The following is a 16,241-nucleotide window of genomic DNA, read 5'->3' on the forward strand; positions in this document are numbered from 1 at the left end:
GGTCAGACAATTTTAACTCACAGGATTTAGTCACATGTCAGAGCAAAGCAGCAGCGAAATGCAGTTCCAGATTCAACGTGTTTACACCAAAGATGTTTCTTACGAAGCGCCAAACGCACCGCAGGTTTTCCAGAAAGAGTGGGAACCGGAAGTGAAGCTGGATCTGGACACCGCCTCTTCTCAGTTAGCTGATGGCGTTTTTGAAGTCGTTCTGCGCGTTACCGTAACGGCAACCGTTGGCGAAGAAACCGCATTCCTGTGTGAAGTACAGCAGGCGGGCATTTTCACCATTAGCGGTATCGAAGGCACGCAGATGGCGCATTGCCTCGGCGCGTACTGCCCGAACATTCTGTTCCCGTATGCACGCGAATGCGTAACCAGCCTTGTGTCTCGTGGTACTTTCCCGCAGCTCAACCTGGCGCCAGTGAACTTCGATGCGCTGTTCATGAACTATCTGCAGCAGCAAGGTGAAGGCGAAGCGCCACATCAGGATGCCTGATGACTACACTCAACGCTTCAATTAGCGTCATCGGTGCCGGCTCGTACGGCACCGCATTGGCCATCACGCTGGCCCGCAACGGCCATCCGGTTCTGCTCTGGGGCCACAATCCTCAAAGCGTGGCGCAGCTGCAAGCTGACCGCTGCAATGCTGCTTTCCTGCCCGATGTCCCTTTCCCTGATAATCTCGTTCCTGAAGCCGATCTGGCAACCGTGGTTAACGCCAGTCGCGATCTGCTGGTCGTCGTGCCGAGCCATGTATTTGGCGACGTGCTGACGCAGCTTAAGCCGCATTTGCGTGCCGATTCGCGGATTGTCTGGGCGACTAAGGGGCTGGAAAAAGAGACCGGCCGGTTGCTGCAGGATGTGGCGCGTGAAATCCTCGGCGATGCGATTCCACTCGCGGTGATTTCCGGACCCACCTTTGCCAAAGAGCTGGCAGCCGGCATGCCAACGGCCATCGCACTGGCATCCACCGATGCGGAGTTCGCTGAAGACCTGCAGCAGAAGCTGCACTGCGGCAAAAGTTTCCGCGTCTACAATAATCAGGATTTCATCGGCGTGCAGTTAGGCGGCGCGGTGAAGAACGTGATTGCGATTGGTGCGGGGATTTCTGACGGCATTGGCTTTGGTGCCAACGCGCGTACCGCCTTGATCACTCGCGGCCTGACGGAAATGAGCCGTCTTGGCGCAGCGCTGGGCGCCGATGCCACCACCTTTATGGGCATGGCCGGTTTAGGCGATCTGGTGCTGACCTGTACCGATAATCAGTCGCGCAACCGTCGTTTCGGCATGATGCTGGGGCAAGGCGAGAGCGTAGACGAGGCGCAACGCATTATCGGACAAGTTGTAGAAGGCTACAGAAACACCAAAGAAGTCAAAGCATTGGCCGCGCGCGTCGGCGTAGAAATGCCGATTACCGAGCAGATTTATCAGGTGCTCTATTGCGGAAAATCAGCGCGAGAGGCAGCATTGACCTTACTTGGCCGTGCAAGGAAGGACGAAAACAGCCAAAGCTAAAGCAGGATGCGCCAGCGTCACCACCTGTAGCGCCCCATCAGGCGCTTTTTTTATCGGGAGCAAACAGCAATGTCGTCTGAAGAGTTAGAACTGGTCTGGAACCATATCAAAGCCGAAGCCAGAGCCCTGGCCGACTGTGAACCGATGCTGGCCAGCTTTTACCATGCGACACTGCTCAAACACGAAAACCTCGGCAGCGCGCTCAGTTACATGCTCGCTAACAAGCTGGCGAACCCGATCATGCCCGCTATCGCTATTCGCGAAATCGTGGAAGAAGCCTATCGTGAAGACCCGGAGATGATTGTCTCTGCGGCCTACGATATTCAGGCTGTACGCCAGCGCGATCCCGCCGTTGATAAATACTCTACGCCGCTGCTTTACCTCAAAGGTTTCCACGCCTTGCAGGCTTATCGCATCGGCCATTGGCTGTGGAAAGAGGGCCGCCGCGCGCTGGCTGTCTATCTGCAGAACGAAATCTCCGTCTCATTTGCCGTGGATATTCACCCGGCGGCACGCATTGGTCGCGGCATCATGCTTGATCATGCTACCGGCATTGTCATCGGCGAAACGGCAATCATTGAAAATGATGTTTCAATTCTGCAATCGGTGACGCTCGGCGGTACTGGTAAAACCAGCGGCGATCGCCATCCGAAGATCCGTGAAGGTGTGATGATTGGCGCCGGCGCCAAGATTCTGGGCAACATTGAAGTGGGGCGCGGCGCAAAAATCGGAGCCGGTTCGGTTGTCCTGCAGCCTGTACCGCCGCATACCACGGCGGCCGGCGTACCAGCGCGCATTGTCGGTAAACCGACCAGCGATAAACCGTCGATGGATATGGATCAGCACTTCAACGGCGCAGGCTTTGAGTACGGCGACGGCATCTAGCCTTTGATCAGTGCGCCAGCATAATCGAGTTGGCGCCACGCTTCATACACCACCACTGATACTGCATTAGACAGGTTCATGCTGCGGCTCTCCGCCATCATCGGAATGCGGATTTTCTGCTCAGCGGGTAGCGCGTTGAGAATTTCTGCGGGTAAACCGCGACTCTCCGGACCAAACACCAAATAATCACCCTTCTGATAGCTCACCGCGCTGTGCGCAGGCGTTCCTTTGGTGGTGAGGGCGAACATGCGCTGTGGCGTTTCTGTTGCCAGAAATTCTGCGCAATTGGCGTGTTTTTTCAAGGCGGTATATTCGTGGTAATCCAGCCCGGCGCGGCGCAGGCGCTTGTCATCCCAGGCAAAGCCCAGCGGTTCAATCAGGTGTAACTGGAAACCGGTATTTGCGCACAAGCGAATGATGTTGCCGGTATTTGGCGGAATTTCAGGTTCAAATAAGACAATGTTTAGCATAAGGCCCCCAGAAACGAGGGCCGAAGCATAACAAATTATTGACGGGCGGAGTACAGCGGCAGCCACAGCGTGAGGCGTAAACCGCCGAGCGGGCTGTCATCCGCTTTAACCCAGCCGCGATGCTGCTGGATGGCGGTTTCGACAATCGCCAGGCCCAATCCGGTGCCGCCTGACTCACGATCGCGCGCCTCATCGGTGCGGTAGAACGGACGGAAAATCTGCTCGCGATCTTCTGGGCTGACTCCTGGACCATCATCATCGACATGAATGGTGATGCCCGCAATATCCACCGAGAAGCTGACGCTGATGTGCGAATTCGAATAGCGCAGCGCATTACGCACGATATTTTCCAGCGCACTCTCCAACGCATGGGGATTACCGTACAGCGGCCACGGGCCAGGCGGATAGGGCACTTCCATCAGTTTGCCCATCTGCTCGGCTTCAAATTTGGCATCTTCCAGCACGCCATTCCAAAGCTGATTGGCCTTCATCGCTTCGCTAACCAGCGCGTTATTGTGCTGCGTTCGCGACAGCACCAGCAGATCGTTAATCATGCCATCCAGACGCTGCGCTTCCGTTTCAATGCGCTGCAGCTCTTTGCCTTCACCGTTACGGCGACGCAGGAGCGCGGTTGCCAGCTGCAAGCGAGTTAACGGCGTACGCAATTCATGGCTGATATCGGATAGCAGACGCTGTTGCGCCGTCATCATGCGTTCGAGCGCGCTCACCATTTGGTTGAAACTGGAACCCGCAGCCAGAAACTCTTGCGGCCCCGATTCCAGTTCCGGATGCTGGCGCAAATTGCCGCTTGCCACTTCATCCGCCGCATATTTAAGTTTGCGCGCGGGGCGCGCCAGGCTCCACGCCAGCCACAGCAGCAGCGGCGAGCTGATCAGCATCGTGACAATCAGCAGCAGTAGCGGGCGGTCAAACAGCAGATTAACGAAATCGAGCTGCGAGCTGGTGGCAGGACGAATCAGGTAGAGCTGATAGTTGTCTTCGCCATCGCGGACCGCGAAAGGTCCAACCATCTCCACGCGGCCATACTTTTTCTTTTGTGGGTGGTCGGCGTTATCCGACTGCCCAATAAAGTTGCGGATGATCTGCATTTCATTGTGCTGCGCGCCAATCACCCGGCCTTCGCTGGTCACCAATAACAAACGCTGACCAGGCGGCGCCCATTTGTCGATGGAGCGGAACAGGCGACGCCACCACATTAAGTCGTTGGGTGGATCCTGAGACAGCTCCGCTTCAACGTGCTGTTCAATCATGGTGCCCTGACGTTGCTCGCTTTCCAGTAACGCGGTCATCTGGCGCGAATCGAGTTTAGGCACCATGAGAACCAGCATCAACACCAACGCTAGCGTGAGCCAGAAGATGGCGAAGATGCGGGTGGTTAAACTTCCAATCATGATGCCGAAACCATCAGATAGCCGCGTCCGCGTAGGGTTTTAAACCACGGATGACCATCACGACGTTCCGGCAATTTACGACGCAGGTTAGAAATGTGCATATCGATAGCGCGGTCAAACGGTGTCAGACGTTTGCCCAACACTTCCTGACTAAGGTGCTCACGCGATACTACCTGACCCAGATGCTGTGCCAGCAAATAGAGCAGGGTGAACTCGGTGCCGGTGAGGTCCAAAGTTTCGCTGTCGAAGCTGGCCTCCTGACGACCCGGATTCAGGCGCAGGCAGTCGACTTCCAGCGTGGGTGAGCTGTTATCGTGCTGCTGTTGCTGCTCGCTCCAGTTTGAACGGCGCAGAATGGCACGAATACGTGCTACCAGTTCACGATCGTTAAACGGTTTAGGCAGATAGTCATCTGCACCCAGTTCAAGGCCCAGAACGCGGTCCAGTTCGCTGCCACGTGCAGTCAGCATAATGACCGGAGTTTGGTGCTGTTGGCGTAGTTCTTTCAAAGTGTCGATACCATTCTTCTTCGGCATCATCACATCAAGCAATAGCAAGTCCACGGTGTTGTCTAGCAGGTTAAGCGCCTGCTCACCATCGCTTGCCACAATGACTTCAAAACCTTCCATCTCAAGCAGTTCTTTAAGCAGCGAAGTTAATTCGCGGTCGTCATCAACCAACAGGATTTTATTCATTTTTTATTGCCCTCCGCAGGCAAAATACCGTGTTCCTTGACTTGCAATCCAACGCTTTACGTACTTTTACACCCCCTGACGGATGTTTGCAGCCACCGCCGTACACTGGCTCTCGTTGAATCGCAAAACGGAACGAACTGGGAGTTAACGATGCGCTACTTAACCGCCGTCGTCATTGCCTCAGCGATGGTTCTCAGTCACGCCAGCGCCGAAGCAGCAGACACGACGACGATTGACGAGATGCATCCGAACAGCGGATTGACGACAGGCAGTATGACGCAAAATCCGCAAAGCTACATGTTCGATGGCATTGAGCTGACTGAACAACAGCGGCAACAGATGCGAGACCTGATGCAGCAAGCGCGACACGAACGCCCAACCATCAGCGTTCAAGATATAGAAACTATGCATGACCTTGTCATTGCAGACAAATTTAACGAATCGGCTATCCGACAGCAGGCAGAGAAACAAGCCCGCGCAGCGGTAGAACAGCAAGTCGAGATGGCTCGGGTTCGTAATCAGATGTATCACCTGCTAACGCCTGCACAGCAAGCGACATTGCAGAAAAATTATGAGCGACGATTAGCTGAAGTTCGTCGGCTCTCAGGATTGCAGCCATCATCACCGCTGCAAGCAGTGAGTAGTACCAGCAGTAACCAGTAACATAGTATCCCTGTTTTCCTTGCCATAGACACCATCCCTGTCTTCCCCCGCATGATGCGGGGGTTTTTTTTATCAATAACTTACCAACAAAACCACGCTAAAACAGTCAGTTAGTTTGAGTTATCAACCAACAGGAACCAGTTCAAAGCAACTGGAAAAGGGTCGCATTGTGGTCACTGGTGGACACAAGGTGGACACGCTTTCGTTAATAACCCGCGCATCTCAACTTATGGCCGGCTCAGCGGCTTCCTGACGGCTTTTTCCTATCTCAATCGCCTCTAGTCCTCCGCGCAGCGGATTGAGCGTCACAGCGTGCTGGAGGAAGTCTGGCGCAAAGTGGGCGTAAATCATCGTCTGCTCAATTTTCGCATGTCCGAGGATGTCACGCAGGGTGATGATGTTTCCGCCGTTCATCATAAAATGACTCGCGAACGTGTGCCTGAGAACGTGTGTTGCTTGACCGCGCGGTAATTCCGGCACGGCGGTTCTCAACTTTTCCCTGAAACTCTCGTAATCCACTTTGAACAGCTTGCCGCTTTTACGCGAGCCGATAAGTTTCTCCAGCTCATCAGAAATCGGGATCACCCTGTTTTTGCCGTTCTTCGTGGCGAAAAAGTGGATGCGTCCCATCCGCACGCGCATTGCATCCAGTTCTGCCGCTTCACTCCATCTCGCGCCAGTGCTCAGGCAAACCAGCGCAACCTTTCTTTCATCCCCTTCCAGCACGGCCAGCAGTGCGGTGATCTGATCCGGCATCAGAAATATGACTTCTGGGTCTGCCTGTTTTAGCGGGGGAAGCTTCTGCACAGGATTAGGCTGGCGATACTCACCGAGCTTAATCAATGTCGTAAACATGCCGGAAAGGCGATAAACATCACGGTTAATCGTGGCTGGCGAAATTCCAGCTGCCAGCCTGGACGTTCTCAGCTGAAGCAGGTTCTTTTTGCTGAGCGCGTTAGCCGGCATATCGCCAATATGCGCGATGGTTTTGAGCAGGTGCATCCGCTCAATTTTTCCATTCTTCAGCGTGATCCCATGTACTTCCCACCAATTCGCCAGTAGCTCAGAGATACGCCGGCGGTCTGAAGGATGTTTAGACCATTCCTCCGGCTCGCTGGCCTTGCTAATTACCCAAAGTTCATACGCCTTCGCGTCTGATTTCCTGCTGAATTTCTTCCGGTATCGCTTTCCTGCTTTGCCGGTAGGGCGGATGTCCACCATCCATTGACCATCATCAGTTGGTTTAATGCTCATGGCTGAGCCCTCCTGATATATGGTGTTGCTTCGTCATTTGCCGGGCCTGTATGGCTCAGCAGCCAGGCGGAATGTACAGCTAACCATCCCAGCCTGTTAATTGGCGTTACTCTGTTTTTTCTGGCCCACTGTGTGAGAGAGCCGGCGATATCTGGCCGGCTGCTTCAGTGGTTTTACCGAGCATCATCCATAACGTGTACTTCTCAAATCTTGCTGTGCTAACAATTCTTTCAATCGTCTTTAGATCGACACCATCACCGCCCGATTCAATATTCCTCAGGCTGCTTAAGGCGAGGCTACATTCTTTAGCCATCGCGGTTTGTGTGATCCCTTCAGCCATCCTGATGGCGCGTATTTTATTTCCATAATCCTGTGTCATTTGAACTCCCAAAAGTACTGGATTTATTAACGAGGCTACTGATTAGCAGCATCGGCGTTATCGCCCTCGTCGTTTAAATCTTCAGCACCTTTTGGGGCAACTTGTCCAGCACGTATCGCTGTTTCACCAGTCATTAGCCAGAGCGTGTATTTTTGAAACTGAGGATGCGCCACAACTCTCTCTATAACGCTAAGCCCAACTTCTCGCCCCCCTTCATAGCCTTTTATTGAACCCAAGCTAATGCCAGTTAAGTCACGCATTTGCATCTGAGTCAGGCCTTCTTCAACTCGGATTAGTCTTAATTTTTTTCCGTAGTTCGTTGACATGGTATCAAACTTGATCCTATTATCCTGCATGGGCTCAAGTTTGAGACCACGAAGTTACATTAAAAGCCAACCGCCGATATAAGCCGTAGGAAGCAGTTAGAAGCAGTTGGAACCGAAAACAGGAGATTATCACATGAGCACGATGAGTGATGGTTTGGAGGTCAAAAGCCTCGCTGACGCAGTTACGTACCAGAAGTTTGGCGAGATGATCGGGAAGCCGGCCAGCGCAATTAAGGCGATGGCTGAGAACAATAAGCTGCCGCTGATTGAATGGCGTAACCCGGAAAACCCTACCGGCCGAGCTGGTGAAAAAATGGTGTATCTGCCTGAATTTAATCGTGCTATGCGCGATGCATATTACTCCCGACCGGTAGAACAACGCGATGCTTGGTTGCTATGGCTGGGCCTGTAAATGTCAGCGGCGCATCAGGTAGTTGAAGTAAACAAGCACGTCAGCCTGTATCGCGGTTTCACAATTCAGCGTTTGCCTCGCAGCGCGGTTAATAAAAACCATCGTTATCAGGTGACAAAGGACGGAATGTATTACGGGCAAGAGTTCGCCCAGGCTGAAGCGATACGCACCATTGATGGCCTGCATCATGATCATGAGGTCTGGTGTGAACGCCTCGGGGTTTCGGTAGTGGTTGGCGAGGTGACGAATTGTTCAGAGCCGAAGAGTGGCAACTAGCGGTATACCTCACAATTCTGGCGTGGGGATTAATTGAGTCGGTGCAGCTGATCATTCAGGACATCTGCCGGCGACAACGGGCAAAGCGTTACAAGGCAAGCAAAAAGGGAATCAAAGCAAATGCGTAATGAATACCAGGTATTAAAAAACAACCTTCTCAACTCTTACCACAACAAAGTGATGGTGCTCAAAGCTGCCACCGCCGTTGCGCCACAAGTGCGTGAGAATTCCATCGCTGATCACGCTTTCCGCCTGAGTATCGGTTTGGAAGGTCTTGTGACTGTCGCAAACGCCTCGGGTGATGCGGAATCTGCTGATGAGCTGGAACAGGTTGTTGCTCAGTGCAGCCGAGGTGAAATTCCACTGCCGGCCATTGCGTAATAATCCGGCGCGGTGCGCCGGGCTTATCAGGGGCATCATTTGCGAGTGATGCGGCTGATAAGAGGTAATTGTATGAATCGAAACGTTCTCAATCAGAGAATTAGAGGAAGGAGCCATGCTAATGGCATGGCTAAATCGGATTTAGAGAGGAAAGTTAATAAAAAAATTACTGAGATTTTGGTTCAGCGCCAATTGCACGAAGGATATTTAGCAAGGCTGACTGAGTTTTCGCTTCAGTCTTCTGATATTCATCTGAGCCCTGACGATAAGAATTTAGCTGAGCGTGAAGAGTTTCGATGATTTTCTGTTTCTGCTTTGGTTCTAGGACTGAAAAAACGGCGACAGTAAAAACGGACAAGGCATAAACATCGTGTCTGCATGATTCACCCGCTTCATTCACAGCGGATATGTAGTCGAATAACTTTTGAATGTTCTGATCCATTTGAATTCCTTGTGTTGATTCGTTAGTTCGCCGTGCGGTCAGGCATTAAAGCGAGCGAAACGAAGATAACACGCCATGAGCCGGGCATGGTTAAAAAGCCGGTGTTTATCCGAGGCATCGCTTGCGAGCGGTGCGCCTGATAAGTCTCAGTGAGGTGAGTATGGCTTATATCGAAAATGGAGAAGGGGCGGTAAACCCTTATGCCGCGATAGCTGCCCCATACCTCCGCAAGTTTCATAAAACGAGAGTTGAGAAATGCGCGGGAACGCCTCTAGAGCGAGCTTTTAATAAATTGTCAGCACCAGAGAAAAAGGCAGTGTTTGTGCTTGGAAATGCTAAAGCGGAAATATGGCCGGGGAAAATGGCGAAGCTGGGACATAACCAGATTGCATTTGAATACAGCCAGTTTTCAGAGCAGGAAAAGTTAACCCTTATTTCCGGCATGAAATCCCTGAAAGAATTGTCCGACAAGATTCCATATAGCCGACCCGGTGAAGAAGGTGCCGCAAGGCTTACGGAGCATGACGGCAGCGAAGGAGAAGAGCCTGAAGAGGCGCCGATTTCCTGTGTTACCAACGTAGCTGAACCGCCGGATATACATCTGAACGTTCTCGGCTTCTGAATTAAATAACCACTCATTTTTTTAATTAGGCGAATTACTCGCCGGGCTTCGTGCAACCTGAAAAAAGGTGACTACATGCAATCAATACCTCGGGCGAAAGTGACGAACTGTGAAAACGTCATGATCTCCATGCTTTCCCAAGCCAATCAGGAGGGCCAGCAGGATAAGGCCTACTCCGTTTCAATCCGCCTCAATGCGTTGGCGATCATCATCGTTAAAAACCAACTCAGCCCCGCTGCTACTTCCGAGCTTCTGATGAAAGAAGCCGCAAAGTATGAAGCACAAGCGGTAGGGGCTTTGTGATGCCAGACATTATCGATATCGCCCAAGAGCACGCCGCAGAAATGCTAGCGCATCAGATTTCTGCAGCAAGGTCGAAAGTTACCGCTGTAAGTAGCTCATTCTGCGAATCATGCGGTGAGCCCATTCCCGAAGCTCGTCGCCGTGCGGTGTTGGGCGTATCTACTTGCGCAACCTGTCAGGAAGTAATTGAGCACCGCGCGAAAGTCACCGGTGTGCGTCAGGGTGGCCGCCTATGAACAAAACCATTCTGAAATGGCCTGGCAGCAAGGCCAAAGTGATGGGCGAGCTGAATAAGCACCTGCCAGCTGGTAACCGCCTGATTGAGCCGTTCGCGGGATCGTGTGCAGTGATGATGAATACTGATTATCCGGCCTACCTCGTTGCTGATATCAATCCTGATCTCATCAATCTGTATCGCCAGATTCAGGAGTTTGAAAAGCCGCTCACCGCATTGGCCGCCAGCGTATTTGCTCAGAACGCCGATGAAGAGAGTTATTACAGTATCCGCAAGTCATTTAATGATGACGCCGGCATGACTCTGATTCATCGCGCTGCATACTTCCTGTATCTGACTCGCCACGCTTACCGCGGGCTTTGCCGTTTTAACCAGAACGGTGGTTTTAACGCACCGTATGAGAAGACGGCTAAGCCTTATTTCCCGAATGAGGAAATACAGGCGTTTGCAATTAAGGCAAAGCGCGCAACGTTCATTTGCGCCGATTTCACCGAAACGCTGGCACAGGTCAAAGCTGGTGATGTTGTTTATTGCGATCCCCCCTATGACGGCACGTTCACCCAATATCACACCAACACATTTGCCGAAATTCAGCAGCGCCAGTTGGCGCAGAAGCTGAATGAGTTGGCGACAGCTGGCGTGCCAGTTGTTGCTTCAAATAGCGATACGTCTCTGATCCAGAGCCTTTATGGCGATTTTGAACGTCACAGCATTACTGCCCCTCGCAGTATCGGTGTCGCAGCTGGCACAGGTAAAAAGGCCAATGAAATAATTGCGGTTAGCCGCCCTGCTAAGTCGGGCGAGGTGGCAGCATGAATCTCGTTGACGCAGTGATAACCAGAATTATTGATGTCAGACCATATCGTCATTTCTGGTTGGTTGAAGTTGAGGCCAATGCTTACGGATGTTTGACCAAAACTGAACTAATCAGAGACACCGAAGAGCAGGCTCGTAGCGTCAAGCCGGGTGATGTCATCGCGGTATGACAGAAATAAATCGCGGCAGAATTGCCCCAACACCGCCACCTCCATACCCCGGCAAAGCGCCAGAGCCTGCCGGGGCTTATGCATGGAATGCATCCAGAGATTCTGAAGATTTTGCCGTTGACCGAACTCCGGGTGTAATTCGTTATCGGCATGATGGTAAGTCACGATCGGTTGAGCTTTTTGACCTTTTCGGTCAGCGCCCTGAGCGCGATCAGGAAGAACGTGTTTTACGACGTCGCCTGCAAGCGCTTCCGCAATATATTCGGCGCTTTTATGCGCAAAAGCTCACTGAGATCGAAGAAAAACAGGGTAAGAAAAAAGCGGCTCATTGGCTTAAAAGCTCGTTTGGCCGATTTGTTCTTCCTCGTGTTGATGCCGTTAACCAGCAGTATCAGCCTGACGGCGAAATGCCCCCTGCGCTTATTGAGTTCCGCAGTGATTTTTACCGTATTCCTTGGGCGGGAAAGCGAGAGCTGAAAAAACTCTCATATCTGCTGGCCGATAAATTAACTAACGAGCTGATAAATGAAACCAACCTGCAAATGGAAAAACACGGTGATGCCGAATTTTCTATATTGTCCGGTTACGGTCGTGCGGCCTGGCTGATCTCTCATTTGAAAATGACTGCGCCAGGCTGGCAGCGTTACTGCGCCGAAGAGCTAACCGCAGAAGAGGCATTATCAGCCGCCGCGCGTATTGAATCATCATCATGGTGGATGCGCCGCCTGCGCAAGTTACATGACCAGTGGCGTGAGCATTTGATGATCGCGTCAGGTTATGTGCATAAGAAAGCGGCGCCATATTGCAGTGAGCAGGTGCTCAACGAGTGGGTAGCCCAAAAACGCGCGAATCGTGAATTCCTGAATGCCATGGAGTTGGAGGATCAGGCTACGGGGGAGCGTACATCACTGGCTGATAAGGTAGACGGTAGCGTTGCTAATCCTGCTGTACGTCGCGCTGAGCTGATGGTCAGAATGCGCGGTTTTGAGGATTTGGCAAAAGCTCAGGGCATGGTTGGTGATTTCTACACGCTGACTGCACCCTCCAGATATCACGCAATGCAAGTAAGCGGTAAGCGCAACAATAAATATCAGTCTGCTAATCCGCGCGAAACTCAGCGCTATCTTTGCAAAGTATGGTCAAAGGTTCGCGCTGCATGGGCTCGTAAAGGTATTCGCACTTTTGGCTTTAGGGTCACTGAGCCTCATCACGATGCTACGCCTCACTGGCACCTGCTGCTGTTTTTCATGCCCGAACGTATTGAGCAGGCTCGCGCCATTTTCCGTAAATATGCACTCAAGGTTGATGGTCACGAAAAAGGGGCGGCAGAAGCACGTTTTAAAGTTAAGCCTATGGACGAAGAGTTTGGTTCTGCAACTGGATACATCGCTAAATACATATCCAAAAATATCGATGGCTATGCACTTGATGGTGAAAAGGATGACGAAACCGGCGAAGAGTTGAAGGATATGGCGAAGCGCGTGTGTGCCTGGGCTTCGCGCTGGCGTATCCGTCAATTTCAGCAGATCGGCGGTGCTCCGGTGACAGTTTATCGTGAGCTTGGCCGTTTGCGTGATCGGGATCTTGTTCTGCATCCGGAGATAAAACCTGCTCAGGAAGCTGCGGGCGGATATGACTGGTTTGGATATACGCAGGCGCAGGGTGGACCATTAGTTCCGCGTGATCTCCTTCGCGTGCGTCTCAGCTATGAAATGACAGAAAACGGTAATGACTATGGAGACACCGTCAGCCGTATCAGCGGCGTTTACTCTCCGTTTTCCCTTAATTCAACCATTTACACCCGCACCACTGATTACAAAATCGTGCCCAAACAAAAGACCGACTCGGATGAGGCTTTTGACATTTCAGGCGGCATCGCCGCCCCTCGGAGTTCTGTCAATAACTGTACGCGGGAGCCGGTACAGGAAGATAAATCGCCTATTTCAAGGGTGATTATTCATAGTTCAGGTTGTCAAAATATGTTGGTAAAGGCACCTGTTAGCGAAGTAGTGGCAATCAATTTTGCCAAATTGAGTCGGAAAGAGCGGCGAGAGCTTAATCGTCGGTTACTTTCAGAGGTGCGTGAAGAGAGAAATGCCTGCAAGGAACGCCGTGCTGCACCAATAACCCAGGAAGTTGATCCAAAGGTTCAGCAGCTGGGTGATTTTGCTAATTCAATTGGTTTAGAGTTGAGTAAAAGCCAGCTTAAGCTATTACTGTCTGGGGAAGAAATGAGAATAGATGGCAAAATTGTCAGTGCGACTCAAGGTTGTGAATTGAGACAGCGTGATGATGATAGCGCTGGCATCATAGTTGCTGGTATATGGCAGCATATGAAGTCCCAGCATAATATCGATAGTACAAGTATCAGGCATGACCCTGTCGGAAATTATGCGATGATGCTTAAGCGGGTTGATTTGTCAGAATGGAAAAGATTATTCGGTAGGATTGTTCAGGGGTGAGTTATGTTCGATAAAGAGCGGAGAGAACAGGAGTCAGATTACTTCATTAGCAACAAAATTAAACGTTGTCGTAAATGTGGTAATGAATTGGATTACATGGAGAAATTCCACTTCGCAGATCGGGTATGTTGCAAGTGTAAGGGGGTGGACTCCTTAATTCCTATGGATCGGAAATCAAGTCAGAATTATATCGATGAAACAGAGTCCTTTGCCGGCGAAAAGATAACTGAGCGCTACGCGGAGTGGCAGCGTTTAATAACGTTAGCAGAGAGAAAATGGCACAATGAGAATCAATTAGACAGCGCAGTAGTGTCACAACCCACTCTCCTGAAGGAAAGCGCCGAGAGAGTGTCATCTGAACGAATTTTTGAACTAATTGGGCATTATGATAATGGCGAACCAATAGCTATCTGTCAGGAGGAATTAGTATCGATTTTTTGGGAAGTTTTGCAGCAAAGAAAAGTTATAACATAACTTGAAAGTGATGTTAGACAGGTCCTAATCAACGATAAGTACGTAAGATGATAAAGATGGAAGGCAAATTAATATTTAAATGCAGGTAATTAACTTATGGTTTTTAAGTTCCATAAGCATTATAACATTAATGGGTAACGCATGAACGATAATGAAAGTACTCAATTAAATAAAGACGCGTTAGAGAAGATATCTTTAAAGGCTGATAAGTTAATTTTAGAAAATGATCGTCTTCAATTGGAGAAGTACGCGAAGCAATTAACTGATGCACGTTATATCTTCGCGGACATGATAGATGAGGCGCAGTTTTTGTATGTTATTGGGAACTGTTTTCAGTGTCTTTATCAACACAGAGAAATGGAGTGGTATTCTGACGACCTCAGCAAGGCTACTATTTTTTTCAGGAAATCTTTAATTGCCATAAAGAAATTGACGTTTCATGATCATGAGACTTTATATTTAAAAAGCTGCATTGAGACAAACCTTGCGAATTCTCTAAGCGCTCAAGGGCGAGCACTCTGTTGTATACCATTATGGGATAAGGCTATAGGTAGGAACAACCCAATTGCGATGATCTGTAAAGCACAAAACGAATTATATTTAGCAAAAATGTTATATGATCCAGGGCATAAAGAATATCACCTATATGTAGCTTACAAATTAATATCTAAGGGATTAGAATATAGAAAATATTTATATAATGAGCAGCAAGTTGCTTTTCATGAAGATGGTGAACTGATGAAGTTCAAGATTTGGTTTGAAGGTGAGTTTTCAGAATCATCTTTTATTGAATTTGAAGCACAAAGCTACGAATTTGAGACAAGAAAGCAGAAGCACTATCTTGCATGGTGTGGAGAAAAAAGATTATTTATAAATGACTTAAATGACGTGCTTAGTTCTGAGGTTGCTTATCAGGATATTATTTCTCTTCCTAATTTCAGTTATAAGCTAAATCAATCATTGTCAATGCACGAAATGTTGATGTATCACGGAAACTTTGATGAGTTAAAAAACGATTATTGTTACTCTCGTTACCTTTTTTACAGTGCACTTAACATCCCAAATGATTCAAATCATTTCTTTAACGACACATATCCTCACGTTGACGATATGTCACATTCATTGACAAACCTAAAATCAAGTCATTATAAAAGTGCTTTTAAAACGCTGTATTCTTTATTTGATAAAATATCATATTTTCTTCATAGGTTCTTGAATCTCAATGACATTAAGGATGACAAAAAGATTAACTTTGATGCAATATTTAGGGACACAAAGAAAAAAGGATGGGTGCCACACCCTCGGTTGAAAATGAGTAAAAACCCTTTCATTCATGCCCTATTTTACATATTAAAGGATATTAGAGATGTTGATGATGCAACTCCCACAGCACGTTGGCTTGATCCTGAGGCAAAATCATTTTCTGAAATAAGAAATGCTTTAGAACATCGCTCATTGAAAATTATTGATGATTTTGGATGCAAATTTACCCAATCGGATAAAGAATATATTTCTTCGCAGTTAAATAAATTAATGATAGAAAAAGAGCAATGCATAACAGATTTAAAGAATTTATATCATGAGATTAAGCAGTTGAGAAAAGAAAATAATTTGACTGATTTAGCAAAATTAGTCAACATTAATTCAGCATTAGAAATTAAGAAGAAAGAACTTGATTCACTGATAGATGAGCAACACAGACTATCTTCACACTCATTATTAATAACAGTTAGCAAATTCGAATCAAGGACTTTAACCCTGATGAAGCTTGCAAGAAATTCATTAATATATCTATCATTAGCTCTTCATTTTGAAGAACAAAGTAAGCCAAAATCAGACGGATTAGTCATGCCGACTGTAGTACCTTTAAAATGATTCCTCTGTGGGTTGAAATCAGTGACTGAAATATTAATTTCCGTTATTCGTTGTAGGTTTCCCGGGTCGATGCAACGCTAGCCTTAATCAAGGATGATGCTGTAATTTACATAAATGAAACCGCACGCCGTAGCGCCGATTAGCGAGTCTGTCGGGCGAGGAAGCGGAAGA

Annotated in this window: 22 protein-coding genes; 15 read left to right on the top strand and 7 right to left on the bottom strand. The window is 49.2% G+C overall.

The features are described from left to right. Nucleotides 1-34 precede the first annotated feature (34 nt). The 3 genes from secB to cysE all read left to right on the top strand — a co-directional run bounded on the left by secB (nt 35) and on the right by cysE (nt 2,403). Nucleotides 35-499, top strand: a complete 465-nt coding sequence (gene secB, locus Q3H59_RS00410) for a protein-export chaperone SecB (protein WP_101760668.1) — start codon at nt 35-37, stop codon at nt 497-499. After that, a complete protein-coding gene (gpsA, locus tag Q3H59_RS00415; RefSeq protein WP_101760667.1) occupies nt 499-1,518 on the top strand; it encodes an NAD(P)H-dependent glycerol-3-phosphate dehydrogenase in 1,020 nt (339 codons plus the stop codon). Before secB ends, gpsA begins: the two co-directional genes overlap by 1 nt. Before the next feature lie 69 nt (nt 1,519-1,587). Beyond that, a complete protein-coding gene (gene cysE / locus Q3H59_RS00420) occupies nt 1,588-2,403 on the top strand; it encodes a serine O-acetyltransferase (protein ID WP_007885334.1) in 816 nt (271 codons plus the stop codon). Here cysE and trmL read toward each other — a convergent pair. From trmL to cpxR, 3 genes are read right to left on the bottom strand one after another with little or no spacing between them, the layout of a single operon-like run. Next, on the bottom strand, nt 2,400-2,873 hold the full coding sequence (gene trmL, locus Q3H59_RS00425; RefSeq protein ID WP_309832534.1) for a tRNA (uridine(34)/cytosine(34)/5-carboxymethylaminomethyluridine(34)-2'-O)-methyltransferase TrmL: 474 nt from the start codon (nt 2,871-2,873) through the stop codon (nt 2,400-2,402). The genes cysE and trmL overlap by 4 nt on opposite strands. 35 nt (nt 2,874-2,908) lie before the next feature. Continuing rightward, nucleotides 2,909-4,285, bottom strand: coding sequence for an envelope stress sensor histidine kinase CpxA (gene cpxA / locus Q3H59_RS00430; protein ID WP_101760665.1), 1,377 nt, complete (start codon nt 4,283-4,285; stop codon nt 2,909-2,911). Next, complete coding sequence (gene cpxR, locus Q3H59_RS00435) at nt 4,282-4,980, bottom strand: envelope stress response regulator transcription factor CpxR (RefSeq protein ID WP_007885339.1); 699 nt, start codon at nt 4,978-4,980, stop codon at nt 4,282-4,284. The genes cpxA and cpxR overlap by 4 nt, the downstream gene beginning before the upstream one ends. A 150-nt stretch (nt 4,981-5,130) precedes the next feature. Between cpxR and cpxP the strand changes: the two genes are divergently transcribed. Continuing rightward, nucleotides 5,131-5,643, top strand: coding sequence for a cell-envelope stress modulator CpxP (gene cpxP, locus Q3H59_RS00440; RefSeq protein WP_101760664.1), 513 nt, complete (start codon nt 5,131-5,133; stop codon nt 5,641-5,643). A gap of 222 nt (nt 5,644-5,865) precedes the next feature. Here the strand turns inward: cpxP and Q3H59_RS00445 are convergent, their stop codons facing one another. The 3 genes from Q3H59_RS00445 to Q3H59_RS00455 form a co-directional block, all read right to left on the bottom strand. Continuing rightward, nucleotides 5,866-6,897: a tyrosine-type recombinase/integrase gene (locus tag Q3H59_RS00445; RefSeq protein WP_309832539.1), complete on the bottom strand. Its 1,032-nt coding sequence runs from the start codon at nt 6,895-6,897 to the stop codon at nt 5,866-5,868. A gap of 106 nt (nt 6,898-7,003) precedes the next feature. Further along, nucleotides 7,004-7,276 carry a helix-turn-helix transcriptional regulator gene (locus Q3H59_RS00450; protein WP_309832541.1) on the bottom strand — a complete coding sequence of 91 codons (273 nt, stop codon included), beginning with the start codon at nt 7,274-7,276 and terminating at the stop codon, nt 7,004-7,006. Between the two features lie 35 nt (nt 7,277-7,311). After that, nucleotides 7,312-7,602 carry a transcriptional regulator gene (locus tag Q3H59_RS00455; protein ID WP_309832543.1) on the bottom strand — a complete coding sequence of 97 codons (291 nt, stop codon included), beginning with the start codon at nt 7,600-7,602 and terminating at the stop codon, nt 7,312-7,314. Nucleotides 7,603-7,735: 133 nt separating this feature from the next. On the opposite strand from Q3H59_RS00455, the gene Q3H59_RS00460 reads away from it, so the two are divergent. The 3 genes from Q3H59_RS00460 to Q3H59_RS00470 all read left to right on the top strand — a co-directional run bounded on the left by Q3H59_RS00460 (nt 7,736) and on the right by Q3H59_RS00470 (nt 8,671). Then, a complete protein-coding gene (locus Q3H59_RS00460) occupies nt 7,736-8,014 on the top strand; it encodes a Cox family DNA-binding protein (protein WP_309832546.1) in 279 nt (92 codons plus the stop codon). After that, complete coding sequence (locus Q3H59_RS00465; RefSeq protein ID WP_309832548.1) at nt 8,015-8,290, top strand: hypothetical protein; 276 nt, start codon at nt 8,015-8,017, stop codon at nt 8,288-8,290. 120 nt (nt 8,291-8,410) lie between these two features. Then, the gene (locus Q3H59_RS00470; RefSeq protein WP_309832550.1) at nt 8,411-8,671 is read left to right on the top strand and encodes a hypothetical protein; all 261 of its coding nucleotides are present in this window, start codon (nt 8,411-8,413) and stop codon (nt 8,669-8,671) included. A gap of 166 nt (nt 8,672-8,837) precedes the next feature. Here the strand turns inward: Q3H59_RS00470 and Q3H59_RS00475 are convergent, their stop codons facing one another. Further along, complete coding sequence (locus Q3H59_RS00475; RefSeq protein WP_309832552.1) at nt 8,838-9,113, bottom strand: hypothetical protein; 276 nt, start codon at nt 9,111-9,113, stop codon at nt 8,838-8,840. Nucleotides 9,114-9,273: 160 nt separating this feature from the next. On the opposite strand from Q3H59_RS00475, the gene Q3H59_RS00480 reads away from it, so the two are divergent. The 8 genes from Q3H59_RS00480 to Q3H59_RS00515 all read left to right on the top strand — a co-directional run bounded on the left by Q3H59_RS00480 (nt 9,274) and on the right by Q3H59_RS00515 (nt 16,070). Then, on the top strand, nt 9,274-9,735 hold the full coding sequence (locus Q3H59_RS00480) for a hypothetical protein (RefSeq protein WP_309832554.1): 462 nt from the start codon (nt 9,274-9,276) through the stop codon (nt 9,733-9,735). A 75-nt stretch (nt 9,736-9,810) separates the two neighbouring features. After that, complete coding sequence (locus Q3H59_RS00485; RefSeq protein ID WP_309832555.1) at nt 9,811-10,038, top strand: DUF2732 family protein; 228 nt, start codon at nt 9,811-9,813, stop codon at nt 10,036-10,038. Beyond that, entirely contained in the window at nt 10,038-10,274 is a 237-nt protein-coding gene (locus Q3H59_RS00490; protein WP_309832557.1) for a TraR/DksA family transcriptional regulator, read from the top strand. Before Q3H59_RS00485 ends, Q3H59_RS00490 begins: the two co-directional genes overlap by 1 nt. Beyond that, nucleotides 10,271-11,089: a Dam family site-specific DNA-(adenine-N6)-methyltransferase gene (locus Q3H59_RS00495; RefSeq protein WP_309832559.1), complete on the top strand. Its 819-nt coding sequence runs from the start codon at nt 10,271-10,273 to the stop codon at nt 11,087-11,089. The genes Q3H59_RS00490 and Q3H59_RS00495 overlap by 4 nt, the downstream gene beginning before the upstream one ends. Continuing rightward, the gene (locus Q3H59_RS00500; RefSeq protein ID WP_309832560.1) at nt 11,086-11,259 is read left to right on the top strand and encodes a hypothetical protein; all 174 of its coding nucleotides are present in this window, start codon (nt 11,086-11,088) and stop codon (nt 11,257-11,259) included. The genes Q3H59_RS00495 and Q3H59_RS00500 overlap by 4 nt, the downstream gene beginning before the upstream one ends. Continuing rightward, complete coding sequence (locus Q3H59_RS00505; protein ID WP_309832562.1) at nt 11,256-13,721, top strand: replication endonuclease; 2,466 nt, start codon at nt 11,256-11,258, stop codon at nt 13,719-13,721. Before Q3H59_RS00500 ends, Q3H59_RS00505 begins: the two co-directional genes overlap by 4 nt. 3 nt (nt 13,722-13,724) lie before the next feature. Further along, complete coding sequence (locus Q3H59_RS00510; RefSeq protein ID WP_309832563.1) at nt 13,725-14,195, top strand: hypothetical protein; 471 nt, start codon at nt 13,725-13,727, stop codon at nt 14,193-14,195. Nucleotides 14,196-14,336: 141 nt separating this feature from the next. Continuing rightward, on the top strand, nt 14,337-16,070 hold the full coding sequence (locus Q3H59_RS00515) for an LA2681 family HEPN domain-containing protein (RefSeq protein ID WP_309832565.1): 1,734 nt from the start codon (nt 14,337-14,339) through the stop codon (nt 16,068-16,070). Nucleotides 16,071-16,241: the final 171 nt, after the last annotated feature.

Origin of the sequence: Pantoea sp. SORGH_AS_0659 (assembly GCF_031453915.1) — a bacterium.
Lineage (GTDB): Bacteria > Pseudomonadota > Gammaproteobacteria > Enterobacterales > Enterobacteriaceae > Pantoea > Pantoea leporis.